This window comes from Citrobacter sp. Cpo030 (assembly GCF_030333005.1).
In the GTDB taxonomy this organism is placed as follows: Bacteria; Pseudomonadota; Gammaproteobacteria; order Enterobacterales; family Enterobacteriaceae; genus Citrobacter; species Citrobacter portucalensis.
Genome location: NZ_JAOWGT010000051.1, coordinates 26,375 through 50,554, shown reverse-complemented (window position 1 = coordinate 50,554; position 24,180 = coordinate 26,375). Strand labels below are relative to the sequence as shown.

Annotated in this window: 22 protein-coding genes, 3 tRNA genes and 1 pseudogene; 6 read left to right on the top strand and 20 right to left on the bottom strand. The window is 48.4% G+C overall.

What is annotated here, in order from left to right; genetic code table 11:
- Positions 1-977: pseudogene (locus OGY37_RS08890) on the top strand (IS3 family transposase); the annotation flags it as partial.
- A 15-nt stretch (positions 978-992) separates the two neighbouring features.
- Here OGY37_RS08890 and OGY37_RS08885 read toward each other — a convergent pair.
- The 12 genes from OGY37_RS08885 to uvrY form a co-directional block, all read right to left on the bottom strand.
- Entirely contained in the window at positions 993-2,018 is a 1,026-nt protein-coding gene (locus OGY37_RS08885; protein ID WP_286620605.1) for a PD-(D/E)XK nuclease family protein, read from the bottom strand.
- Positions 2,019-2,121: 103 nt separating this feature from the next.
- Positions 2,122-2,613, bottom strand: a complete 492-nt coding sequence (locus OGY37_RS08880; RefSeq protein WP_286620602.1) for a hypothetical protein — start codon at positions 2,611-2,613, stop codon at positions 2,122-2,124.
- Positions 2,614-2,654: 41 nt separating this feature from the next.
- Positions 2,655-3,410, bottom strand: a complete 756-nt coding sequence (locus OGY37_RS08875) for a M48 family metallopeptidase (protein WP_286620600.1) — start codon at positions 3,408-3,410, stop codon at positions 2,655-2,657.
- Positions 3,407-6,691, bottom strand: coding sequence for a type I restriction endonuclease subunit R (locus OGY37_RS08870; RefSeq protein WP_286620598.1), 3,285 nt, complete (start codon positions 6,689-6,691; stop codon positions 3,407-3,409). Before OGY37_RS08870 ends, OGY37_RS08875 begins: the two co-directional genes overlap by 4 nt.
- Positions 6,692-6,712: 21 nt before the next feature.
- On the bottom strand, positions 6,713-7,975 hold the full coding sequence (locus OGY37_RS08865; protein ID WP_286620596.1) for a restriction endonuclease subunit S: 1,263 nt from the start codon (positions 7,973-7,975) through the stop codon (positions 6,713-6,715).
- The gene (locus tag OGY37_RS08860; RefSeq protein ID WP_286620595.1) at positions 7,965-9,488 is read right to left on the bottom strand and encodes a type I restriction-modification system subunit M; all 1,524 of its coding nucleotides are present in this window, start codon (positions 9,486-9,488) and stop codon (positions 7,965-7,967) included. Before OGY37_RS08860 ends, OGY37_RS08865 begins: the two co-directional genes overlap by 11 nt.
- Before the next feature lie 242 nt (positions 9,489-9,730).
- A tRNA-Leu gene (locus OGY37_RS08855) sits at positions 9,731-9,817 on the bottom strand.
- A gap of 12 nt (positions 9,818-9,829) precedes the next feature.
- Positions 9,830-9,903 (bottom strand) — tRNA-Cys (locus OGY37_RS08850).
- 51 nt (positions 9,904-9,954) lie between these two features.
- Positions 9,955-10,030: transfer RNA gene (locus tag OGY37_RS08845), tRNA-Gly, on the bottom strand.
- Positions 10,031-10,181: 151 nt separating this feature from the next.
- The gene (gene pgsA / locus OGY37_RS08840) at positions 10,182-10,730 is read right to left on the bottom strand and encodes a CDP-diacylglycerol--glycerol-3-phosphate 3-phosphatidyltransferase (protein WP_286620593.1); all 549 of its coding nucleotides are present in this window, start codon (positions 10,728-10,730) and stop codon (positions 10,182-10,184) included.
- A gap of 55 nt (positions 10,731-10,785) precedes the next feature.
- Positions 10,786-12,615, bottom strand: a complete 1,830-nt coding sequence (gene uvrC, locus OGY37_RS08835; RefSeq protein ID WP_149282115.1) for an excinuclease ABC subunit UvrC — start codon at positions 12,613-12,615, stop codon at positions 10,786-10,788.
- Positions 12,612-13,268, bottom strand: coding sequence for a UvrY/SirA/GacA family response regulator transcription factor (uvrY, locus tag OGY37_RS08830; protein ID WP_006684079.1), 657 nt, complete (start codon positions 13,266-13,268; stop codon positions 12,612-12,614). The genes uvrC and uvrY overlap by 4 nt, the downstream gene beginning before the upstream one ends.
- A gap of 296 nt (positions 13,269-13,564) precedes the next feature.
- Between uvrY and OGY37_RS23490 the strand changes: the two genes are divergently transcribed.
- Both OGY37_RS23490 and OGY37_RS08825 read left to right on the top strand, forming a co-directional pair.
- The gene (locus OGY37_RS23490; protein ID WP_420269641.1) at positions 13,565-13,708 is read left to right on the top strand and encodes a hypothetical protein; all 144 of its coding nucleotides are present in this window, start codon (positions 13,565-13,567) and stop codon (positions 13,706-13,708) included.
- 19 nt (positions 13,709-13,727) lie between these two features.
- Complete coding sequence (locus tag OGY37_RS08825; protein ID WP_003030482.1) at positions 13,728-13,952, top strand: DUF2594 family protein; 225 nt, start codon at positions 13,728-13,730, stop codon at positions 13,950-13,952.
- A gap of 66 nt (positions 13,953-14,018) precedes the next feature.
- Here the strand turns inward: OGY37_RS08825 and sdiA are convergent, their stop codons facing one another.
- The 8 genes from sdiA to OGY37_RS08785 form a co-directional block, all read right to left on the bottom strand.
- Positions 14,019-14,741 carry a quorum-sensing transcriptional regulator SdiA gene (gene sdiA, locus OGY37_RS08820; protein ID WP_032934487.1) on the bottom strand — a complete coding sequence of 241 codons (723 nt, stop codon included), beginning with the start codon at positions 14,739-14,741 and terminating at the stop codon, positions 14,019-14,021.
- Positions 14,742-14,971: 230 nt separating this feature from the next.
- Positions 14,972-15,724: an L-cystine ABC transporter ATP-binding protein TcyN gene (tcyN, locus tag OGY37_RS08815; RefSeq protein WP_286620590.1), complete on the bottom strand. Its 753-nt coding sequence runs from the start codon at positions 15,722-15,724 to the stop codon at positions 14,972-14,974.
- A complete protein-coding gene (gene tcyL, locus OGY37_RS08810) occupies positions 15,721-16,389 on the bottom strand; it encodes a cystine ABC transporter permease (RefSeq protein ID WP_003030474.1) in 669 nt (222 codons plus the stop codon). Before tcyL ends, tcyN begins: the two co-directional genes overlap by 4 nt.
- A gap of 20 nt (positions 16,390-16,409) precedes the next feature.
- Positions 16,410-17,396, bottom strand: a complete 987-nt coding sequence (gene dcyD / locus OGY37_RS08805) for a D-cysteine desulfhydrase (protein ID WP_149282116.1) — start codon at positions 17,394-17,396, stop codon at positions 16,410-16,412.
- A gap of 107 nt (positions 17,397-17,503) precedes the next feature.
- Positions 17,504-18,304, bottom strand: a complete 801-nt coding sequence (gene tcyJ, locus OGY37_RS08800; protein ID WP_149282117.1) for a cystine ABC transporter substrate-binding protein — start codon at positions 18,302-18,304, stop codon at positions 17,504-17,506.
- A gap of 100 nt (positions 18,305-18,404) precedes the next feature.
- A complete protein-coding gene (fliZ, locus tag OGY37_RS08795; protein WP_003030467.1) occupies positions 18,405-18,956 on the bottom strand; it encodes a flagella biosynthesis regulatory protein FliZ in 552 nt (183 codons plus the stop codon).
- A gap of 56 nt (positions 18,957-19,012) precedes the next feature.
- Positions 19,013-19,732 carry an RNA polymerase sigma factor FliA gene (gene fliA, locus OGY37_RS08790; RefSeq protein ID WP_016153479.1) on the bottom strand — a complete coding sequence of 240 codons (720 nt, stop codon included), beginning with the start codon at positions 19,730-19,732 and terminating at the stop codon, positions 19,013-19,015.
- 162 nt (positions 19,733-19,894) lie between these two features.
- Positions 19,895-21,652 (bottom strand): FliC/FljB family flagellin, encoded by a 1,758-nt coding sequence (locus tag OGY37_RS08785; RefSeq protein WP_286620587.1) that lies wholly within the window; start codon positions 21,650-21,652, stop codon positions 19,895-19,897.
- Between the two features lie 255 nt (positions 21,653-21,907).
- Here OGY37_RS08785 and fliD point away from each other — a divergent pair, with 255 nt between their 5' ends.
- The 3 genes from fliD to fliT are packed head-to-tail and all read left to right on the top strand — an operon-like array spanning position 21,908 to position 24,114.
- Entirely contained in the window at positions 21,908-23,320 is a 1,413-nt protein-coding gene (gene fliD / locus OGY37_RS08780) for a flagellar filament capping protein FliD (protein WP_149282119.1), read from the top strand.
- Between the two features lie 15 nt (positions 23,321-23,335).
- On the top strand, positions 23,336-23,743 hold the full coding sequence (fliS, locus tag OGY37_RS08775; protein WP_137397250.1) for a flagellar export chaperone FliS: 408 nt from the start codon (positions 23,336-23,338) through the stop codon (positions 23,741-23,743).
- On the top strand, positions 23,743-24,114 hold the full coding sequence (gene fliT / locus OGY37_RS08770) for a flagella biosynthesis regulatory protein FliT (protein ID WP_008785101.1): 372 nt from the start codon (positions 23,743-23,745) through the stop codon (positions 24,112-24,114). Before fliS ends, fliT begins: the two co-directional genes overlap by 1 nt.
- The last annotated feature ends 66 nt before the right edge of the window (positions 24,115-24,180 follow it).

The following is a 24,180-nucleotide window of genomic DNA, read 5'->3' as shown; positions in this document are numbered from 1 at the left end:
GATGCTCAGGCCGAGATCCGCCGTCTCCAGAAAGAGCTGAAACGGGTTACCGACGAACGGGACATATTAAAAAAAGCCGCGGCGTACTTCGCAAAGCTGTCCGACTGAGGTACGCCTTTATCCGTGACAACTCCTGTTGCTGGCCTGTTCGCCTGCTCTGTCGGGTGCTGGATGTTCATCCCAGTGGTTTTTACGCCTGGCTTCAGCAGCCGCATTCACAACGCCATCAGGCAGACCTGAGACTGACAGGACAGATTAAACAGTTCTGGCTGGAGTCGGGATGCGTCTATGGTTATCGCAAAATCCATCTGGATCTGCGTGACAGCGGGCAACAGTGCGGAGTAAACAGAGTCTGGAGACTGATGAAACGTGTCGGAATAAAGGCTCAGGTCGGATACCGAAGCCCGCGGGCACGTAAAGGCGAGGCCAGTATCGTGTCACCCAACAGGCTCCAGCGACAGTTCAATCCGGATGCTCCTGATGAGCGTTGGGTAACGGACATAACCTACATCAGGACCCACGAAGGCTGGCTGTATCTTGCCGTTGTTGTTGATCTGTTCTCACGCAAAATTATCGGCTGGTCCATGCAATCCCGGATGACAAAGGACATTGTCCTGAACGCACTGCTGATGGCTGTATGGCGGCGTAATCCCGAAAAACAGGTGCTGGTTCATTCGGATCAGGGCAGTCAGTACACAAGCCATGAGTGGCAGTCGTTCCTGAAATCACACGGCCTGGAGGGTAGCATGAGCCGTCGCGGTAACTGCCATGATAATGCGGTTGCAGAAAGTTTTTTCCAGTTGTTGAAACGTGAACGGATAAAGAAAAAGATCTACGGAACGCGGGAAGAAGCCCGCAGTGATATTTTTGATTACATCGAAATGTTTTATAACAGTAAGCGTCGGCATGGTTCTAGCGAACAGATGTCACCGACAGAATATGAAAACCAGTATTATCAACGGCTCGGAAGTGTCTAGATTATCCGTGGCGATTCACCCTTTCCCTGTAATTGATACCTCGTAGTCTTCAGGGCTAGCTGTTGGAATGAAATCACCACCACTTAAAGCAACTCTTATTTCTTCTTTTAGTGCATTAACTTCAGGGTAATCATCTGAATGTATCCAGCCATATACGTAGAACTCAGCTTCATCTCCTCCATCCTGTGAAGGGCGATAAACTAACGTAATTCCTGTTTTACCTTGCCCCCAGCATCCAGGCATCAGATGAATTGCCTTATAGTAACCCTTCCAGTTATTAATACCTGTTGCAATATGAATATCAGGTAATACCTCTGAGACAACCGATTTAGCTTCCTCGGTGATAGCATTTTGGTACATTTCCAGCAATTGAACCGATTTTATCAAAGCCGTGAAATTTTCAGTGACAAACTCCACATTTTTACCAGATACCTTATCCATACTAACCTCACTCAATTTTTTAAGATGACTTAAAAACTCCTGATAAAAAACAGTCCACTTGCTGAACTCTTGATTCATCATCTCCAATCCCAGACGTCGGATGGCGGTTTCCAGCAGCAGTGAATAATTGATAAGTTGCCAACCGTCAACGCCTTTAGCGCAGTTACCATCAGGCTTTAATATACAACGAAATAGATTTTGATTGTTGCCGCCGTAACTATCAATGAGACTTACATAGCTGGGAAAAGGATTATATGTATCAGCCAAAACTTTATGCTCAATACCTATGATGAATTCATCATGTCTGATAAGAATATCAAGATATTTCCCATCCTCTGTTCTGGCTTCTCTCATTAATTCCAGAGAGGTGAAATCAATTTCATCAACATCGAGGGAATCATCCAGGCAACATAACAATGCTTTTAGCAACCATGGCGGCACCATTTTCTGGGCTCCCATAAACAAAGCCATCAAATCCGTTGTTGGGTTTTCGAGATATCCGGAACCTCCCAATTCAAAAAAATTGAATTCAACATCATCCTCAACCGAGATGCCTTTCAGTTGTTCAATAAATTCGATAGCCAACGCTTCAGAATGCAATTCAACCTCCCTTTAACAATCATGTTTACTATGCCATTTGTTTGATATTTTAGTTATTGAAAACTGTCACTGTTAATCAATATCCATGCAGAAAACTCAAACATTATTCATTAATCCTCTTGCGGGCAATATCTATCTCTATCGCCATTTTAATTTCATCTTTCTGGGATTCTATAATCCTGATATCTTTTTCCATACTTTCAATTAAAGCATTAAGTGTTTTTCTTTTTTCAGGGTCACTTTCATATTTTAACTTTACCTCCGGCTCAATCATTTTCATTCTTATTGCATGAATTTGTTCGTTAAGAGGTTTTGTTTTTTCATTTATGATTCTGTTTTTCTCATTGAACCAGTGCATGCCTTCATTAAAACGTTCCAGCCCGGCATTTGTATCATTTAGCACCCTGGCTACAACATTTGATACTTCTCCTGATTTACTCTTTCTTTTACCGAGAAGTTTCATTAATAATCCAGAAACAACAATCACCGGAATAGCCACATAAGTTAAATAGACACCAACATAGCTGACAGTTAGTAATGTCAGGACATAAAGAATCAGAGTGGTATAAAAAATATACTTTGATACTGAATACATAACTTCCCCGATTAGTTTCTAAATTAGAATAAGCCCCAAAATCACATATCAGCCAACAACATCCCCGCCATTCCGTCGAGCCGTTTCTTGACCTTTTCCCAGCCCGGCATAACCTGCCCCATCAGACGGTAAAACTCCTCGCTGTGGTTGTGCTCAGCCACATGGCATAACTCATGCAACAAAACATAATCGATGCATTCTGAGGACGCTTTCACCAACCATGGATTCAGGGTCAGACAGCCTTTTGCTGAACAGTTACCCCATTGCGTTTGCATCGCCCGCAGACGTATCGGCGGACGCTCACTAACCCAAAGGGTCTGCGGTATCAATAAATCAAGCCTGCGTTGAAAGACATCTCTGGCGCGTTCCCGATACCATTCGGCCAGCAACACTTTAACCTTTTCTGCCGATTTGTGTCTGACAGTCACTTCCAGACGCCCACGCAACATTTTCACTCGTTGCGGTACAGTAGCGTCTTCTGTCACTTTCAACTGATACTGCTTGCCAAGATAGTAATGGCTTTCTCCGCTGACATACTGACGCGGGACAATGTGTGTCTGTTGCTCCCTGAAATCACGCAGTTGCTGGTATATCCAGCGTCCTCGTTTTTTCAGCGCAGACAGCACTTCGTGCTCCGGTGTTTCTGGCGGTACAGAGGCTACAACCCGACAGTCCGGATGCACCTTGATGAGCACCCTGCCCTTAACAACCTGACGCGGAACACACTGTACGACGATGACCTCATCACCATAGACAATGCGTAACGCTTTCATTGCTGGCGATTCTTTTTCAATCATGATTTCATCAAACCAACGCGCAGGATCTGGATGATGGTTTCCACAATGCGGTTTACCTGAATCATTCCGGCACCAATATCCCGGCAGGCCGTAAACAGCAGTGGTAACAGACTTGTCTTAACGGCCTTCTCAATGTCCTGAGGGTTGAGGGAATTTTCTGCCACTGCTTTGACGATAATGCTGTCCACCTCAAAGGCTAGCTTCGTCCACTTCTCCTGCACCTGAACATCGTTTACCGCAAAAACCTCAGGTAGCTCTTTTTTAAATACACCGTAATACGCCTGAGCATGCTTGTTTGCCGCAAGGGCATCCGGGATATCGCTGAGCTTACGGGCTTCAACCCGTTCTTCAAACTCACGGAATAAGAGGTACTGTTTCAGTGGATGGTCGAACAGTTTTTCTGCTTCTTCGATAGCCATACGCAGGAGTTTGGAAAATGCCTCCTGAGCATACGGGTCATCACGCAGCTCCTGCTCAATCATCTTCGTCACGCGGGTTTTAATGATGTCGGTTTCATTGCGGGTTTTATTGTTGTCCCACTCTTCGGGCTTTTCACTCTTGCCCATTTTACCGACTTCATACACGCCATCCGGTTCACGAACCTCAACGCCGGTGACATGCTTATCCAGCAATTTTTTCACCTGCTCCGCGTAGTCGTCATAATTGACCTGCTCGCCGCTGACCTGCATTGCCCACTGGCGCAGGCTGGACATCTGTTTTACGGTTTCTTTATAGAGATTTCGGTCTTGTTCCGTAAAGCTCTTGTCGGTGAAGAAGGTAGCGGACTGCAGTGCCACTTTCAGGCATCCGGCAAAGGCCGTTAACGCCTCGAAGAAATCATCACGGGTTTTCTGATGGATATCGACCATCTCTCCGTCACGTTCTTCCATTTTAGGCACCAGTACCGCACGTAACTGCTCAGTATCATTTTTGTTTTTAACACCAGCAAATATGGCCCACAGCTGGTTATACAGATGCGGCAGGCGCTTGTATTCAGAGCTCATGGCGCTGTACAGCCCGTCAATATCCTTGATGTCGTATCCTCCCTGAGTTCGGGAGGCGAGATCCTGATATTTGCCGATAGTCGTGTCCAGTTCAGCCAGAATGCCGCGATAATCAATTAGCAGGCCAAACTTTTTCAGTGGATGCAGTCGGTTTACCCGGGCAATCGCCTGGATAAGGTTATGGGATTTAAGCGGTTTGTCGATATACAGCACGGTATTCTTCGGTTCATCAAATCCGGTGAGCAGTTTATCAACGACGATCAGCAATTTGAGCTTAGCATCTGTATCGAAACGGCTAATGATATTGCGGGTATACACAGACTCATCCTGCGTGCCGACATTATCCTTCCACCATTTCGTCACTTCTGGCAGTTTGCTTTCATCCACCTCGGTATTCCCTTCCCGGGTATCCGGAGGGCTGATCACCACCGCTGATTCAAACAACCCAGCCTCATCAAGATACTTTTTATATTTGATGGCGGAAATCTTGCTGTCGCAGGCAAGTTGTCCCTTCAGCCCGTCATTAATATTTTTCGAGAAGTGCGTGGCGATATCGAGTGCAATCAGTCGGATGCGGTCATCTGCGCTATAGACCTCGCCCTTACGGGCGTATTTACGCTTAAGGTCGGCTCTTTGCGCCTCGCTCAACCCATCAGTAATGCGGTCAAACCAGGCATCAATCGCCCGATCATTCACTTCCAGATCCGGAATACGTTCTTCATACAGCAGAGGCGTAACGGCTTTATCTTCGACAGCCCTCTGCATAGTGTAGGCGTGGACAATCGGGCCGAATTTATTGGTGGTCTTATCTTCTTTCAGCAATGGCGTACCGGTAAATGCCACAAAGGCGGCATTCGGCAGGGCCAGTTTCATACGTACATGGTTTTCACCGCCCTGACTGCGGTGTCCTTCATCAATCAGAACGATGATGTCGGGGCTGGTGTTGACGCATTCAGGAAGTTTTGTCGCTGAGTTAAATTTCTGGATAAGGGTAAAGATTATACGTTCTTTACCGGAGCCAATCTGCTGTGCCAGCTTCTGGCCTGAGGTCGCCATCGCTTTGACCTTATCATCCTTCCCTGCCAATTCGCCACCAGAAGCGAAAGTACCGCTGAGCTGCCCTTCAAGGTCGACACGGTCCGTCACCACCACAATACGACACTGCTTCAGGCTGTCATGAAGAATCAGCGCCTTGCTGAGGAACACCATGGTGTACGATTTACCTGACCCCGTGGTATGCCAGATCACCCCACCTTCCCTGCCCCCATCCGGTCTGCGGGTACTGATGCGCTCCAACAGCCTTTTAATCCCGAACACCTGCTGATAGCGGGCGACAATTTTCCCGGTCTTTTTATCAAACAGGGTGAAGAAACGGGTCATCTCCAGCAGACGTTCCGGCGAAAGCAGACTGATAAGCAGTTTATCCTGCCCGCTGACGGCCAGTTCACCAGCGGCTATTAACTGTTGGTACCAGTCGAGATCGGCTGGTGGACGATGCTCAAACAACGCATGAATTTGTTCAGAAGATAACTGATGGTTGCGCAGAGCATACATCTGCGCGTCAGTAATATCTTCTTCGCGCCATGCTGCCCAAAATTTCATTGGCGTATGGCAGGTACCGTAGCGCCCATCATGCCCGTTAATCGACAGTAATAGCTGGCTATACGCAAACAGCTGCGGGATTTCGTCATTAAGCTGGTTGCGGATACTCTGGGATATCCCTTCGTCAATGGTTGGTCCTTTCTTGCCGTGGCCTGCCGGGCTTTTCGCTTCAATAACAGCCAGCGGAATACCATTAACAAAACACACAATATCTGGCCTGCGGGTTTCGACACCGCCTGAGCGCAATACCGTAAACTCTTCAGTAAAGTGGAACTGGTTATTTTCCGGATGCTCCCAGTCAATCAGCGCTATGGTGGGGTTGACCTTCTTGCCATCGACAAATTCGGTGACGGCGATACCGTAGAGCAGATGGTTGTACATCCGCTCATTGGCTTTCAGCAGCCCTTCATTCAGCGCCGGAGAACAAACCTGCGATATCAGGTTATCCAGTGCCTTTTCCGATAACTGGCAAGTTTTACCGCTCGCCATAAAGGAACGCTTCGACAACGCCTCACGCAGCACCGGACGCAGCACCACCTCATCCTGTTTATAGCCCCGGTAATCCATAATCTGTTTCGGAGATAAAAACGACCAGCCAAGGCTGGACAGTAGCGTCAGCGCCGGGATTTTGGCGCTGTATTCTTCCTGGAATTTTGGTACGTACGTCTGGTTCATTAGCTTTCCTTGTTCTTCGCGTTAAGCGCTCACAGCTTCTTCAGCGTCTACTTTGACACGACGTTTCCCGGTCAGTAATTGCTGCATCAGAGCTTTTTTCTCATCTTTCAGGCAGGTGAGTTTTTTCTTCAGGATGGAGATTTCGGCGTCGGCAGCGGACAAGACGGCGGCGATCTTTTGTTGTTCTTCAAACGTTGGTGGGCATAAAAACTTGGTCTTCTTTGCATTCTGAATGGTATAAGTCCCGACAGTGGTTATAGATGCTTGGGCTTTAATTTGGTCTTGTATAAAATCAGACTGGAAACAATACTTAAAATAGTCTGAATCGATACCATCCTTGAGTTTAAACCAAAGCACATTTCCATCTTTAAAGTAGAATTTATCGCCACTCTTAACTTGATAATGTATACCTAAAGTACCAACACCACTGACTAAAAAATCGCCTGACTTAGGAGTTTGATATTTTTGAGAAATTTCAAAAAATAACTCGTCTGATATAAATATTTCACTTCGGAACGGTTCATTTCTACTTAGTGAGACTAACTCTCTGGTCCGATAGAATGGAACTCCTTCTGTTTGCCAATTTTCTTGTAGTACACGCTTACTTGAGCCAACATCAAAATAATCGCTTACAAGGCATGAATTCCACTTCCCACTAAACCTAACTTCATTCTCATCCAGCAAGCGTTTCTTCCCGGTAAGCAATTGCTGCATCAGGGCTTTTTTCTGCTGTTGACTGTTGGTGAGAAGCTTTTCCGTCACCGAAATCGCCTTATCCCAGGTTGATAGGATCTGGGCGATTTTCTTTTGTTCGAGGAAAGGCGGTAGATTGATCAATATCTCACCGCAATCTGGAACTCTCATATGAGCTACAGTACCGCCATTGCTAAAATCTTCAATTTGTTTCTGGCAGAAGGGACTTGATAACGAGTAGAACAAGAAATAGTTATCTGAAAGGCAGGTATCAGCTCGATACATCATCGTTCTTTGCCCGAGGAAAATACCTTCAGCATCTTGAAGGACACCAGCTTCTCCTACAGGTGCTTCACGTGTAAAGATGATATCACCTACTTGCGGTTTTCCGCGTCGAACCCATTGCAGGTAAGTGTCTTCAGTCACATATCTGACGTCTTCAGTATTAACCCTTCCATTACGTACATTCGTGGTACGAATCATCTTAAAAGGAGTTTCATATTCAACAACTGGAGCTGTTTTATTTACACAATCGATTATAGACTCGCACACATCCTTAATCGGTACTCGTTTCCACCCCTTAGGAACCATAACCCAGCTCCTTCAAATACCCTGCCATCTCCGTTTCTAGCTTTACCAGTTCCGCCTTCAGTTGCTCACGCTCAGCACGCACGGCCAGCAAATCAATCTCGTCCTCTTCCTCAAAGGTATCGACATAGCGTGGAATATTAAGGTTGTAATCGTTGTCCTGAATTTCCTTCAGGCTGGCAAGAGAAGCGTATTTCTCGACATTATCGCCATTGCGGTAGGTCTTAACGATTTTCTCAATGTTTTCTTCACTGAGCTGGTTCTGGTTTTTACCTGCCTTGAATTCGCGGCTGGCATCGATAAACAGCACCTTGTCATCCACTTTCTGCTTTTTGAAAATCAGAATCGCAGCCGGTATCCCCGTACCGTAGAACAGTTTTTCCGGCAGACCAATCACCGCATCCAGCAGATTTTCGTCGATTAGTTTCTGGCGAATTTTACCTTCGCTGGAGCCACGGAAAAGCACACCGTGTGGCACCACCACGCCCATACGACCTGTCCCCGGTTTCAGGGTTTCTATCATATGCGAGATAAAGGCGTAATCTCCTTTAGTCTTCGGCGGTAAACCCCGACGGAAACGACCAAACTTATCGTTTTCAGCCTCGTCATGGCCCCACTTATCCAGGCTGAACGGTGGGTTAGCGGTCACGATATCAAACAGCATCAGGTCGCCGTTTTTATCGAGCAGTTTCGGGTTACGAATGGTATCGCCCCACTCGATTTTGTGGTTGTCTTCGCCATGCAGGAACATGTTCATTTTCGCCAGCGACCACGTAGAACCGATCGCTTCCTGACCGAACAACGCATAGTTGCGGCTGTCATGCCCGGAGACAATTTTACGCCCGCACTTCATTAACAACGAACCAGAACCACAGGCAGGGTCACAGATAGTGTCACCCGGTTGCGGATCGAGCAGTTCAGCAATCAGGTCTGAGACTTCCGGCGGGGTATAGAATTCCCCGGCTTTCTGTCCTCCGCTGGCGGCAAAGTTTTTGATCAGGTATTCGTAAGCATTGCCGATAACGTCCAGCGTACCGACACGACTCGGCTTCAGGTTTAGATCTTCACCGGCGAAGTCTTCCAGCAGCTGTCGCAGGATGGTGTTCTTTTGTTTTTCTTCACCCAGACGATCAGTGTTAAACGAAATATCCTGGAACACGCTTTTCCCGGCATCTTTCAGTTTAGTGCCGTTGGCTTCTTCGATTGCATGCAGCGCCTGATCGATACGCTCACCGTTACCCGGCTCATGACGGCGTTCATACAGTGCATAGAAACTGGCGCTTTTCGGTAACACAAAACGCTCGTTTGCCATCATGGCTTCAATCAGCTCCGGCGCATCGCCATACTGTTCTTTATATTCATCATAGTGATCCTGCCAGACATCCGAAATGTACTTGAGGAACAGCATGGTAAGGATAAAGTCTTTATAGGTGTCAGCACTGATGGTGCCACGGAAAGTGTCACACGCGGCCCACAGGGCTTTGTTGATAGTATCCTGACTGATTTTATTATTCATGAATCATCCAATTACGAGAGTGATTGCACCAGCATGCAGCATTGGCAATTAATGGACTAATAATACCGGAAAACATATTGTGGGGCATGTCATACTCTGACCGAAATCAAAATGAAATAAGAAAATAAAGAGGAAAAAAAACAATGGGGCAGGATGATGAACGTAATAGACAAAAACAAAAAAACCACCCGTAGGTGGTTTCACGACACTGCTTATTGCTTTGATTATTCTGTTCTTTCCCATGGTACCCGGAGTGGGACTTGAACCCACACAGCGCGAACGCCGAGGGATTTTAAATCCCTTGTGTCTACCGATTCCACCATCCGGGCTCGGGAAGAAATTGGAGGCGCGTTCCGGAGTCGAACCGGACTAGACGGATTTGCAATCCGCTACATAACCGCTTTGCTAACGCGCCGAAATCTTCTGGCTTTACTGCCGACACCCGCTATTGCCGATGTCTTAAATTTGGAGCGGGAAACGAGACTCGAACTCGCGACCCCGACCTTGGCAAGGTCGTGCTCTACCAACTGAGCTATTCCCGCATCACCAAGTAACTTTGTTAATCACTTGATTTTGTTATCGTCTGGCAATCAGTGCTGCCGTTCGATGCGTTGCATTCTACTTACCTGACGCAATGAGTCAACGATATTTTTCACCACTGACGATCGTTTGCTGAAATTTGCGTCGAAACGATCACTGATCAAGCAAATCTCCACGTGCAGCGCTCAAATACTGGAACATTGACCACAAAGTCAGTATCGCGGCGACGAAGAAAAGTGCGATCCCAGCATACTCTACCCAGATATTTGGACGCCACAGCAGCCAGGCCAACGCGGCCATTTGCGAAGTGGTTTTCACTTTACCGATCCAGGATACGGCTACGCTGCTGCGTTTACCCAGTTCAGCCATCCATTCACGTAGTGCAGAGATGATGATTTCACGCGCAATCATTGTTGCGGCAGGGAGCGTCACCCACCAGCTGTGGTAATGCTCTGTCACCAGTACCATCGCGATAGCCACCAGCACCTTATCAGCGACCGGATCGAGGAAGGCGCCAAAACGCGTGCTTTGGTTCCAGCGGCGAGCCAGAAAACCGTCAAACCAGTCTGTGACCGCTGCGATACAGAAGATCAGCGCACAAACAAAGGGAGCCCAGGCGAATGGCAGGTAAAAAGCCAATACAAAGAATGGGATCAGGATGACGCGAAACAGCGTGAGCAACGTAGGGATATTAAATTGCATATGACGGATAACTATCTGTTGTCAGTGAAATTACCCCTATGTTGCTACAGAGGGCCTAATGTTTCAACGAGTAGAAGATCTTTTCTGCCAGAGCTTGCGAAATACCCGGCACTTTTGCAATTTCTTCGATACTTGCGTTACGAAGACCTTGCAAACCTCCCATATATTTCAACAACATCTGGCGACGCTTTGGCCCGACACCTTCGATGGTCTCAAGCGTGCTGGTGCTTTTCACTTTCGCCCGCTTTTTACGATGCCCGCTAATCGCATGATCGTGAGATTCATCGCGGATATGCTGGATAACGTGCAATGCAGGCGAATCCGGCGGCAGACTAAAGCCCTCACCTTCCGGCTCAAAGAACAACGTTTCCAGGCCTGCTTTACGATCGGCCCCTTTTGCCACCCCCAGCAAGAGTGGGTGCTGTTTGTCCCAGGGAACGTCCAGCTCAGCAAAAACGGCTTTCGCCTGCCCTAACTGCCCCTTACCGCCGTCGATCAATATGACGTCCGGAATCTTACTTTCTTCAATCGCCTTACCGTAACGCCGACGCAAAACCTGATTCATCGCCGCATAATCATCTCCCGGCGTAATGCCGGTAATATTGTAACGCCGATATTCTGCGCGCAGCGGGCCATTGGCATCAAAGACCACGCAGGAGGCTACCGTCTGTTCACCCATCGTATGGCTGATGTCGAAGCACTCCATACGCTTCACCGCAGGTAACTTCAACACCGATGCCAGCGCCGTCAGACGTTGCGTAATCGTCGACTGCTGAGAAAGTTTCGTGGTGAGCGCCACTGCCGCGTTGGTCCGCGCCAGCTTCAGATAACGCGCGCGATCCCCTCGCGGTTTCGTCTGCACGTTAATCTTCCTGCCGGCCAGTTCAGACAGAGAGTCTGCCAGCAGGGTTTTATCGCTAAGATTAAAATCGAGCAGGATTTCCCCGGGTAAGGTACGCATCTGGCTCCCCTGAAGATAAAACTGCCCGACAAAGGTTTCGACGACCTCGCCGAGTTCCGTGCCACCGGGTACTTTCGGGAAATAGCTGCGGCTGCCCAGCACTTTACCCTGGCGAATAAACAGAACGTGCACACAGGCCATACCGGCGTCAAACGCCACGCCAATGACGTCCAGATCGTCTCCGTTATTAGAGACAAACTGTTTTTCTGTCACGCGGCGTACGGCCTGGATTTGGTCACGAATGCGCGCAGCCTCTTCAAATTCGAGATTTTGGCTGGCCTTTTCCATGCGGGCGATCAGCTGCGTTAATACCTGATCGTCTTTTCCGGACAAGAACAGACGAACATACTCGACCTGCTGAGCATACTCTTCCTCACTCACCAGACCCGCGACACACGGGCCGAGACAGCGGCCAATCTGATATTGCAGACAAGGTCGAGAACGGTTGCGATAAACGCTGTTTTCGCACTGGCGGATAGGAAATATTTTCTGCAACAGCGCCAGCGTTTCACGCACCGCATAACCGTTAGGGAACGGTCCAAAGTACTCGCCTTTGGCATGCTTTGCCCCGCGATGCATCGCCAGACGCGGGTGGGTATCGCCGCTAAGGAATATAAAAGGGTAGGATTTATCATCGCGCAGCAATACGTTATAGCGCGGCTGATACAGCTTGATGTAGTTGTGCTCAAGCAATAACGCTTCGGTTTCAGTGTGCGTTACCGTGACATCAATCTGCTGGATTTGCGCGACCAGCGCTTCGGTCTTGCGTGACGCAAGATTGCTACGGAAGTAGCTGGAAAGCCTTTTTTTCAGGTCTTTCGCTTTCCCGACATAGATAACCGTCCCGGCGGTATCATACATACGATAGACGCCGGGCTGACTGGTCACGGTTTTCAGGAACGCTTTGGCATCAAACTCGGTCACTGGCTTGTTAATGTCTCCGCATTACACAGGCCATGGCGAATTGCCAGGTGAGTCAGCTCTACATCGCCGTGAATGTTTAATTTACTGAACATTCGATAGCGATAGCTGTTCACCGTTTTAGGACTAAGATTCAGTTGCTCTGAGATCTCATTGACCTTCTGACCTTTGGTGATCATCAGCATAATCTGCAACTCGCGTTCAGACAAACTGGCAAACGGGGTTTCCGTTTTCTCAGGCTCAATCTGGCTGAGCGCCATTTGCTGAGCGATATCGGAGGCAATATAACGCTGCCCGGAATAAACCGAACGAATCGCACTCACTACTTCCTGGGGGGCGGCGCCTTTGCTGAGATACCCTGCCGCCCCTGCCTGCATAACTTTTGCAGGTAATGGGTTTTCGGTGTGTACCGTCAGCATGATCACTTTAATGTCTGCCGTGGAACGCGCAATTTTGCGGGTTGCTTCCAGACCGCCAATACCGGGCATATTCATATCCATCAGCACAACGTCAACGGAATTTGAGCGGCACCATTTTACCGCATCTTCACCGCAGCACGCTTCGCCGACAACTTTTATGCCTTTTATATCTTCCAGAATGCGTCGTATCCCTGCGCGCACCAGTTCGTGGTCATCAACAAGAAAAACGTTGATCAAAGGAATATCTCCAGAATAGGGATAACGCTACCGATAGTTAATCGGTCCTATGTTAACGGGTTTTATCTCAACTTTGAAATGTAAAAAACGCCCGACTTTCGATTTTGCTCTCGTTTTTGGAAATTAGATTGTACGACGAGTGGAAACTTTCAGTCCTGACAGCCTTCTGCCACGGTTATATCTGCATAGCTGTTTCAGAATAGTGACAAAAAATTCATATTCCTCCGCTGAATGCAAAATAGGCAGTCAAAGTTGTAACAATAATTAACGAGGAAAATACTCGAAATAAACAACATGTGGAGAAAATATATGCACTGCAACATATTGTTTATTTTAATGTCCACAACATTAATCCGCGCAAAAAACAACCACAGATATTTTTAGCCTCGCTTATGGTATACTCCGCCGCCTTAAGATTTGACATCGCACTTTTTCATTGAAACATAACGAGGAAAATAAATGAGTACGCCTGACTTTTCCACTGCTGAGAATAACCAGGAACTGGCCAATGAAGTCACCTGCCTGAAAGCCATGTTAACGCTGATGCTGCAGGCAATGGGTCAAGCCGATGCAGGCCGCGTGATTCTTAAAATGGAAAAACAGCTCGCGCTGATTGAAGATCAATCACAGGCGGCGGTATTTTCCAACACGGTTAAGCAAATTAAACAAGCTTACCGCCAGTAAAAAGAAACCGGCTGATAGCAATGCTCTCAGCCGGTTTTGCGTCTGACACTCAGAACGATAATTTACTCAGATAAGCCCGGTTGCCGCGGCATAACAGGCTATCTGCGTTTTGTTTGGCGCATTGAATTTCTTTTGCATATTCTTCTGGTGGAAGTTCACTGTATTTTCGGAAATCGACAGAATGATGGCTATCTCTGAAGAGGTCTTGCCCTCGGCCGTCCATTTCAATATTTCCTTTTCCCGCTTGCTAAAGCGCATTTCTGGCGCCATAACCATGTCATCTTCCAGCCGCGTCAGTACAGACAGGCTTTCCCGTACCAGAAGCTGCATCCTGAGCTCCACTTCATCGTTTGCAAAGCGACTATTACGGATACTCGCCCGCGATACCGATAAAAAACCCAACGCCCGATTAGGCAACATTAAGCATTGCGTCATCCCTTTGCGTAAACCGTGATTGCGTGCGGCGTCCCACAAAGGTTGCGCATCGCGAAACAGAGTATCGTTCCAGGGTAAATGCCCCTGACTGAAGTTTTCAGGTTTCAGCACCGGATCAATGGCGAAATAATTTTCGGACTGATAATGCGCCACCCATGCTTTGGGATAGGTCGTATGAAGTGACGTTTTAGGTCGGGTAAAAGGTACCGGATGACGAACACAGAGCGCGTAAAAATCAAACTCTAAGTGCTGCGTCTGTTGCTGTAATTCATTATAGACATCCTCTGCCGCCGCCATTTCCTGAAAGCGTAACAGCATGCTCCGTCGCCAGGTGAAGAAATCATGATCCTGCATACTAAGTGGTAATGCCCCTGAGATTGATAATCATCCAAACATATGAAACAAGCTAACACATAAATGTATTTTATATATGCAAATTATCGGACAAATGAACAATTACTTGAGTATTACTCAACAGCGGAAGGAAGTAACAGAATCAAATGCTAATAATAAAGCAATAATTATAAATAGTTATGCGAAGAGCACTCACCAGAAACAATCCCGGCGAGCGCTCTTCGCACTATTTATTGCATCAAAAACTTTTCAAGAAACTGACGGGTACGCGGCTGCTGGGGATGCGTGAATAAGGATTTTGCGGGTCCCTGCTCAACTATCCGTCCTTGATCCATAAATATCGCTCTATCGGCAACATCGCGAGCAAAGCTCATTTCATGCGTCACAATCACCATGGTGCGTTTTTCCTGCGCCAGTTGGCGGATGGTATTAAGTACCTCGCCAACCAGTTCAGGATCAAGCGCAGAGGTCGGCTCATCAAAAAGAATAACCTCAGGTCGCATCGCCAGCGCTCGGGCAATCGCTACTCGCTGCTGCTGTCCGCCCGATAAACGCCGCGGATAGCTGGTTTCTTTACCTGCCAGCCCAACTTTCGCCAGCAATTCACGCGCACGAGCTGTCGCTTCAGCTTTTGGTTCACCTTTGACTATCACCGGCCCTTCAATAATGTTTTCCAGCACCGTCCGATGCGGGAACAAATTAAAGTTCTGGAAAACAAAACCGACGTGCTGACGTAACTGACGAATCAGGCCTTTCTGCTGGGCCAACGAACGCGCGGTATCTATGGTGATCTCACCCACTTTAATGGTGCCCGCCTCCGGTTGCTCCAGCAAATTAATGCTACGCAGCAGCGTGGTTTTGCCCGATCCGCTCGGCCCGATAATCGCGACTACTTCACCAGGTTTGACGTCAAGATCGATCCCATGCAGCACCGTTTGCCCATGAAATTTTTTGACCAGGTTTCTGACTTCGATAGCACTCATTTCGGCTCTCTCTCCTGGCGATTCAGTTGTTCTTCAAAATAGTTTTGCAGCGCAGAAAGCACCGTCGCCATCACCCAGTAAATCAACGAGGCCGCCAGATACATCGTAAAGACTTCCAGCGTACGCGAGGTAATCAGCTGCGCCTGACGGAACAGTTCCGGAACCTGAATAGTGGCGGCCAAAGAAGTATCTTTCACCAGACTGATAAAGCTGTTGCTCAGCGGCGGCAACGCAACGCGCGCAGCCTGCGGCAGGATTGCCCGGCGCATGGTCTGCCAGCGCGTCATACCAATACTGGCACCCGCCTCCCACTGTCCTTTGTCGATGGAAGAGATTGCCGCACGCAGGGTTTCCGCAGCGTAGGCAGCCGTATTCAGCGACAAGCCAATCATCGCCGCCGGGATGGGATCAAGCTCAATACCAAACTGCGGCAGACCGTAATAGATCATGAACAGCTGGGCAATCAGCGGTGTTCCGCGAAAAATAGAGATATAAAAACGCGCCAGCCAGCGCACAGGCAACAGCGGTGACAAACGCATCAGCGCCAGGATAAACCCCAGCACGAGGCCAAAAAACATCCCGCCGATACTCAGTTGCAGCGTAAAAACCGCGCCTTTGAGCAGATACGGTAGAGAATCAATTACCAGTTGGATACTTTCATGCATTAGCGTTTTCGACCTGGTTGTTACACATGAGGATGGTAGGCAAACAGTGCTGGAGCCCCACCGGTATGAATAAAGAGGATTGGCCCTTCGTCTTTAAAGCGTTTCTGGCTGATACCGTCAATCAAACCCGCCATCGCCTTACCGGTATACACCGGATCCAACAAAATGCCTTCCAGGCGCGCCAGCAATTTTACCGCCTCCATGCCCTCTTCGTTTGGCGTACCGTAGCCTGGCGCAAAATAATCGTCCCATAGCAGGATATCCGCGGAGGCCGTCAGTTCCAGTTCTCGGGCAATATCCTGCTGCAGCGTAACAACTTTGGGTTTTTGATCCGCCACGCTGCGCGAGACAGTCACGCCGATAAGTTCGACGTCTGGCATCAGTTGTTCCAGACCCACGGCCAGTCCGGCATGCGTTCCCGCACTACCCGATGCCACTACTACGGAAGAAAGCGCAACGGCCCCTTCACACTGCTGGGCGATTTCCAGCGCGCTTTCCACATATCCCAATGCGCCCAACGCGTTAGAGCCCCCAACGGGGATCACATACGGGCGGAACCCCTGTGCTTCAATGCGCGTTGCCAGTTCCTGAAGTTGCGCATTCGGGTCGGTCAGCGCATCGCACATTTCGATTTGCGTATTAAACAGGTCCAGCAGCAGACGGTTGCCGTTGGTGAGATAGTTTTCCGCAGTAGTGCCTATCGGATTTTCCAACAGCGCCACGCAGTGCAGGCCAAGTTTAGCTGCTACCGCCGCCGTCTGACGAACGTGGTTAGACTGGATGGCACCCGCGGTTATCAGCGTATCAGCACCTTCACGCAGCGCGTCTGCGGCAAGGAACTCCAGCTTACGCAGCTTATTGCCGCCCAAGGCCATCGGCGTGACGTCATCGCGTTTGATGAAAATATCGCGCCCAAGGTAGTCGGAGAAGCGTGGAAGATATTCGAGCGGCGTTGGCGCGCCAATAAATTCCAGACGTGGAAAGCGCGTTAAGTTATGCAGCGGCATACAGCCTCCGGTATTCGTTGTTGTGATGTTCTTTTTATTATGCACGCTCAGGCGCAATGAAATAAAAAAAGGCGCTGTTAAAGGCGCCTTTTTTCATCGGATGCCGATTATTTCGTCACATCCGCTCCAAACCATTTTTCAGAAAGGGCTTTCAGCGTACCGTCTTTCTGCATTTCAGCAATGGCCGCATCAACCGCTTTCAGCAGATCTTCATTGCCTTTGCGCAGCGCCACGCCGGACTCCTGGCGGGAGAATGCTTCACCGGTTACAGCCAGCGTATCCTTGGTTTTCTTGACCAGATCCAGCGCCGCCAGACGGTCAACCAGAATGGCGTCGATACGACCTACACGCAGATCCTGGTATTTGGTCGGGTCATCATCATAGGTACGAATATCCACGCCCTGCACGTTCTGGCGCAGCCACTCTTCATAGTTGGTGCCCAGACCAACGCCGACTTTTTTACCTTTCAGATCGGCAGCGGTCTTAATAACGCCTTCATTACCTTTCTTCACCAGCGCCTGAATACCAGAAACCGTATACGGGGTAGAGAAATCGTATTTTTTCTGACGTTCGTCAGAGATGGTCACCTGGTTGATGACCACATCAATGCGCTTGGAATCAAGAGAGGCCAGCATACCGTCCCACTTGGTCGGCTTCAGGTTAGCTTTCACCCCAAGGTGCTTGGCCAGTTCCTCAGCAAACTCCACTTCGAAACCGGTCAGCTTGCCGTCATCGCCCTGAAAACTAAACGGGGGATAGGTCCCTTCCAGGCCCACCAGCAGCGTGCCACGCTCTTTAACTTTATTTAACAGACCTTCATCTGCATAAGTCTTTACGCTCATTCCAGCGACAAGTGCAACAGCCATTACACCCATCAGAGCCTGACGTCCCAGAAGTGCTAATTTCATAGTTACCCCGAATATTGTCATTAGTGACTGCTATTTATGAGCATAGTGTAAAGCGTTTGCTGTGTTCCACAAACACGACTCTGTTACACCTTATTCGTTTTTAATATATATCAGAACTGGCTGTCCAGGAGGATTTCTGCATATGTCCCATATGGGTATGGGCTTTGAACTGCTCATACTTACGTAAGGCGATGCGGTAATTGTTGGTGCTGGTTTCCGGTAGCCACGGGGCAAGGTTTTCGTCGAGGAACCCTTCCTGCAGCAGGTCATGAGAGATATTTTGTTCTGTCAGGTGATTCCCGAGGCGACGCAGGCGGACAACGTATTCACGTACCGTGCCGTGACTCATTTCGGTCTGCTCAAATAAAAACTGTTTAAAACCGATAATGTCGAAAAAGTCGCTCTGCTCTTTGCAATGCAAATCACCGCAAAAACGACACAGTGCCACCCACTCTTTTTTCTCCTGCTCCCACTCGGCTTCATCCAACAAAGTGTCCAGCCGGGCGATGGCGATTTTATTCACAATTTGCCCGCGACGAACCAGCGTGATCCGGTCGAGCAACTTAAAGCAATGGGCGCAATGCGTCTGGCTGTGTTTGAAATCTTTGAGGTAGCGGCTTAGAGGCCGTCTTTTTGATTGCTGCACCGTCATGAGAACTCCTGGTAGTCAATTCGTAATGCGGCATTGTTCAGGGGTAATGATTACCCCTATAGCTTACCCAGCTTGGTGCGTAGACGTTTGATGGCCTGACTGTGCAACTGGCTGACCCGTGATTCCCCGACTTCCAGTACCGCGCCAATCTCTTTCAGATTCAGCTCTTCCTGGTAGTACAGCGTTAACACCAGCTTTTCGCGCTCCGGTAACGCCTCGATCGCGTCCATCACGCGCTGGCGGAGGTTACCCTCAAGAAGCTGTTGTAACGGGTTTTCCTGCTGATGTTCTTCCGTCACCAGCTCGATACTATCGCCATGCTCTTCCCGCCACTCGTCATAAGAGAAGAGTTGGCTGTTATTGGTATCGAGCAACATCTGACGATACTCTTGCACAGGAATAGCCAGACGCTCCGCCACTTCGGTTTCCGTCGCGTTGCGCCCTAATTCCTGCTCCAGTTGTCCCATCGCCTGTGCCACTTCGCGAGCATTGCGCCGAACGCTACGCGGCACCCAATCCCGGCTACGTAGTTCGTCCAGCATAGCTCCACGAATACGCTGCACTGCGTAAGTGGTAAATGCCGTTCCTTGCAAAGCGTCATATCGGTCAACGGCATTCAATAACCCGATGCCGCCCGCTTGTAGCAGGTCATCCAGTTCTACGCTCGCCGGCAAACGCACCTGAAGGCGCAATGCTTCGTGACGCACCAACGGTACATAACGCTGCCACAGCGAGTGTTTATCCATTACACCTTCAGCGGTATACAGTGAATTCACGATAAACAGCCCTGCGTTAAATGAGTTATCGGCATGATTATCCGTTTCTGCAGGGGTTTTAATCGGGTGAATAGTGGGTGAAATGGGGGGTTATTTAGGGGTTACGGGTAAAGCTAAATATAAAAAACCCCGCCGGAGCGGGGTTTGCGCGATAAGCGTAAATTAACGCAGCAGAGACAGAACGTTCTGCGTAGTCTGGTTAGCCTGCGCCAGAACAGAAGTACCCGCCTGTTGCAGGATCTGAGCACGAGACATGTTAGACACTTCGGTCGCGTAGTCAGCATCTTCGATACGGCTACGGGCAGAAGTCAGGTTGTTAACAGTGTTGCCCAAGTTGGTGATGGTAGAATCGAAACGGTTCTGTACCGCACCCAGGTCTGAACGCAGAGCGTCAACTTTAGCCAAAGCATTATCCAGCGCTTTCAGCGGATCCTCAGTCGCCTCAGATTTGGTTTTCGCTTCAGTCGTCATCTTCCCATCAGCAGTCTGGTAAATAGTTGAGCCAGTACCATTTGTTACTGCGCCATTTGCATGAGCAAAGTAGTTCACAATTTCTTTATCAGTGGTAGTAATTTTACCGTCCTGACCCACAAAGGCTGCCGCTGCCGCTGGTCCAGTAGTATTGTCATTGTCGTATGTAACAACACCACCAGCTACAGTAAACTCTTCTTTATCAGTAGTTAAAGTAAAGTCGTCTGTACCTACTGCTTTGGAAAGTTCTGCAGCACTAATAGTCGCTTTTTCAATATTTACTGAAGTAGTTGCTGCAGTAGGGGCACCACCAGCAATTTGGGTATTTGTAGCAGCGTCACCACCAGCAGATTTAATAACAACACCTGCATCAGTAGTAATAGTCGTTGCTACTTTCTTCAGGTTAGCAGCGTCACTTTTATCGCTGTTAGCAATCAATGCATCCCATGTAGCAGGCGTCTCTGTACCACTTGCTTTGGTCTGGGTGAGGTTACCTTGAAGATCAATAAAGAGGTCACTGCCATCTTTTGCTTTTACAACACCATCTTTACCAATTTGGACGTCTACAGTTTTGTTGCCAATAGAAACTTTTGCACTAAAAGAATCACCAGCTTTAGGGGCTAAGTAATTAAGAGCATTGGCATTTGTTACATTATCAGCATCGAAGCTATATGATTTTGTGTCTGCATTGTAGGCATATTGGGCTTTAGCAGCCACACCAAGACCAGTATTAGTTCCTGCGAAATCTACAGTGCTATCTTTTTTAGCTGTGGCTAATACATCAGCTGCTTTTGCTGCGTCATTAGGAACTTCTTTGCTATAGGTGGTACTGCCGTCTGCGTTAACAGCCCCCCCCTTAGTAAAGCCAGCCAGGGTCAGGCTGTCGGCAGTCGCCGCTTTGTTATCCACTTCACCTTTACCGTTCACGTTGAAACCAGTCAAACCCAACGTAGAGGAAGTAATTTCTTTCAGGTCGATGGTGATGGTTTCGCCGTCGTTCGCGCCAACCTGAATTTTCATGGAGCTGTCGGACGCCAGTACTTTCACGCCGTTAAACTGAGTCTGACCGGAAACACGGTCAATTTCGCTCAGACGTTGGGTGATTTCGTTCTGGATGGAGTCCAGGTCAGACTGGGAGTTGGTGCCGTTGGTTGCCTGAACGGACAGTTCACGTACACGCTGCAGGTTGTTGTTGATTTCGGACAGTGCACCTTCAGTGGTCTGCGCGATGGAGATACCGTCGTTGGCGTTACGGGAAGCCTGAGTCAGGCCTTTAACGTTGGCAGTGAAACGGTTAGCGATCGCCTGACCAGCAGCATCGTCTTTGGCGCTGTTGATACGCAGACCGGAAGACAGACGCTCGATAGCGGAGCTCAAGGAAGACTGAGATTTGTTCAGGTTGTTCTGGGTCAACAGCGACAGGCTGTTTGTATTGATGACTTGTGCCATGATCTTTTCCTTATCAATTACAACTTGATGTTATTGGGCTGTTGCCCACGGTTTCTCACCGTAACCCATGTATCGGCACCTTAATTTCGAACTTTAGAAAATTTTTACTTTCCGCCCTCTTTTTTCTTAGCCCCAGAAATACCCGCAATATGCCCCACTATTCTGCGCATTATTTTTACAAAACTATCATTAAACTTTGCGCGCAGATTGCCGATAACCCGCTTAGCTACTGTTTGCAATCAAAAGGAATTAGGCATGGCTTCATTTACTTCTCTTGGCGTCGGGTCAAATCTGCCGCTGGATACGTTGCTGAACAACCTGACTATCGCGGAAAAAAAACGCTTAAACCCAATCACTCAACAACAAAGCGATAATACCGCGCGTCTGACCGCCTACGGCACATTAAAAAGTGCACTGGAAAAATTTCAGACTGCGAACACAGCGTTAAATAAAGCCGATCTGTTCAAAAGCACAACAGTTACCAGCAGCAGTGAAGATCTGAAAGTGACCACCGAAGCGGGGGCGGCACCGGGTATCTATACCATTAGCGTCACCCAACTGGCACAAGCGCAATCTTTAAGAACCAATTCAGCAACTAAGATTGCGTCAACAAAAGACGCGCTGGGTGACAGTTCAGCAGAAACACGCACCATAAAAATTGCGCAGGACGGCCGTAAAGAGCCACTGGAAATTAAGCTGAATAAAGACCAGACCTCACTGGATGAGATCAGCAAAGCGATAAACGATGCCGATAGCGGAATTTCGGCCAGCATCGTTAAGGTTAAAGATGGCGACTACCAATTGGTACTGACTGCCAGTGAAGGCGAAGCCAATAAAATGACTATCTCCGTTGAGGGAGACAGCAAGCTAAATGACCTGCTGGCGTATGACAGCGAAACCGGTACCGGGAATATGAAGGAACAGGTTAACGCTCAAAATGCGAAGTTAACCGTAAATGGTATCGATATTGAACGTTCCAGTAATAAAATTACCGATGCTCCTCAGGGCGTAGTACTCGATCTGACCAAAAAAGTCACTGACGTTCGAGTCACGGTAACAAAGAATAACGACAAAGCAACCGAAGCCATTAAAGGCTGGGTCGATTCATATAATTCCCTTATCGACACCTTTAATACGCTGACCAAATATAAAGAAGTTGATCCGGGTGCTGAAGCGCAAGACAAAAATAACGGAGCGCTGCTTGGTGACAGTGTTGTTCGTACGATTCAAAGTGGAATTCGTGCACAATTTGCCAACGGTGCCAGTGATGGCGCTTTTAAAACATTAAATGAAATTGGTATTAAGCAGGACGGCGCAACCGGCAAGCTAAAAATTGACGATGATAAGCTGAAAAAAGTCCTGAACGAAAATACAGCCTCCGTGCGTGAACTGTTAGTTGGCGATGGTAAAGAAACCGGTATTACCACCAAAATTGCCACCGAAGTAAAAAGCTACCTGGCTGATGACGGTATTATCGACAGCGCACAAGACAGTATTAACTCAACGCTGAAAAAACTGACTAAACAGTATCTGTCTGTCAGCGCCAGTATTGATGACACCGTGGCGCGTTACACGGCACAGTTTACGCAGTTAGACACCATGATGAGCAAGCTCAACAACACCAGTAACTATCTGAGCCAACAATTTACGGCGATGAATAAATCCTGATAACACGAGGTAAGTATGTATACCGCGAGCGGTACCAAAGCCTATGCACAGGTCAGCATAGAGAGTGGCGTAATGAGCGCCAATCCGCATCAGCTGATTGAAATGTTGTTTGATGGCGCAAATAGCGCCCTCGTGCGCGCTCGCCTGTTTATGCAACAGGGTGATATCGTCGCCAAAGGCGAGGCCTTAAGCAAAGCCATTAACATTATCGACAATGGTCTGAAAGCAGGTCTGGATCAGGAGAATGGCGGTGAAATCGCCACCAACCTGTCCTCGCTGTATGACTATATGATCCGCCGTTTACTGCAAGCTAACTTGCGTAATGATTGTCAGGCCATTGAAGAAGTCGAAGAGTTACTCGGCAACATTGCAGATGCCTGGAAACAGATCTCACCGAAAGCGTCGTCCCAGGAGTCTCGTTAATGACCTCAGCCGTGGAGTTTATCAACCGTTGGCAGCGCATCGCGCTACTCAGTCACTCGCTGCTGGAACTGGCGCAGCGCGGTGAATGGGACCTTTTACTGGAACAGGAAGTTACCTATCTGCAAAGTATTGAAGTGGTCATGGAAGAGCAAACTCCACCGGGCATTACGCGAAGTATTCAGGACTTAGTGGCCGGGTATATTAAACAGACGCTGGATAACGAACAATTACTTAAAACGTTGTTGCAGCAGCGTCTGGATGAACTCAGTAATCTCATCGGTCAGTCGACACGCCAAAAGACGCTGAATAACGCCTATGGTCGTCTTTCCGGTATGCTGCTGGTACCCGACGCCCCCACCTCGCCACAATAATTTCCCGTCTCGTCTGAATTATCTTCCATACTCCAGAGGTCGGCCAAACGACTTCTGGAGCACGGA

What these genes read in the sequence shown, in the direction of transcription:
- OGY37_RS08880 (WP_286620602.1), bottom strand. Translation starts at nt 2,613, where the DNA reads ATGTATTCAGTATCAAAGTATATTTTTTATACCACTCTGATTCTTTAT.
- OGY37_RS08875 (WP_286620600.1), bottom strand. Translation starts at nt 3,410, where the DNA reads ATGATTGAAAAAGAATCGCCAGCAATGAAAGCGTTACGCATTGTCTAT.
- OGY37_RS08870 (WP_286620598.1), bottom strand. Translation starts at nt 6,691, where the DNA reads ATGAACCAGACGTACGTACCAAAATTCCAGGAAGAATACAGCGCCAAA.
- OGY37_RS08865 (WP_286620596.1), bottom strand. Translation starts at nt 7,975, where the DNA reads ATGGTTCCTAAGGGGTGGAAACGAGTACCGATTAAGGATGTGTGCGAG.
- OGY37_RS08860 (WP_286620595.1), bottom strand. Translation starts at nt 9,488, where the DNA reads ATGAATAATAAAATCAGTCAGGATACTATCAACAAAGCCCTGTGGGCC.
- pgsA (WP_286620593.1), bottom strand. Translation starts at nt 10,730, where the DNA reads ATGCAATTTAATATCCCTACGTTGCTCACGCTGTTTCGCGTCATCCTG.
- OGY37_RS08825 (WP_003030482.1), top strand. Translation starts at nt 13,728, where the DNA reads ATGAGTACGCCTGACTTTTCCACTGCTGAGAATAACCAGGAACTGGCC.
- sdiA (WP_032934487.1), bottom strand. Translation starts at nt 14,741, where the DNA reads ATGCAGGATCATGATTTCTTCACCTGGCGACGGAGCATGCTGTTACGC.
- tcyN (WP_286620590.1), bottom strand. Translation starts at nt 15,724, where the DNA reads ATGAGTGCTATCGAAGTCAGAAACCTGGTCAAAAAATTTCATGGGCAA.
- tcyL (WP_003030474.1), bottom strand. Translation starts at nt 16,389, where the DNA reads ATGCATGAAAGTATCCAACTGGTAATTGATTCTCTACCGTATCTGCTC.
- dcyD (WP_149282116.1), bottom strand. Translation starts at nt 17,396, where the DNA reads ATGCCGCTGCATAACTTAACGCGCTTTCCACGTCTGGAATTTATTGGC.
- tcyJ (WP_149282117.1), bottom strand. Translation starts at nt 18,304, where the DNA reads ATGAAATTAGCACTTCTGGGACGTCAGGCTCTGATGGGTGTAATGGCT.
- fliZ (WP_003030467.1), bottom strand. Translation starts at nt 18,956, where the DNA reads ATGACGGTGCAGCAATCAAAAAGACGGCCTCTAAGCCGCTACCTCAAA.
- OGY37_RS08785 (WP_286620587.1), bottom strand. Translation starts at nt 21,652, where the DNA reads ATGGCACAAGTCATCAATACAAACAGCCTGTCGCTGTTGACCCAGAAC.
- fliD (WP_149282119.1), top strand. Translation starts at nt 21,908, where the DNA reads ATGGCTTCATTTACTTCTCTTGGCGTCGGGTCAAATCTGCCGCTGGAT.
- fliS (WP_137397250.1), top strand. Translation starts at nt 23,336, where the DNA reads ATGTATACCGCGAGCGGTACCAAAGCCTATGCACAGGTCAGCATAGAG.
- fliT (WP_008785101.1), top strand. Translation starts at nt 23,743, where the DNA reads ATGACCTCAGCCGTGGAGTTTATCAACCGTTGGCAGCGCATCGCGCTA.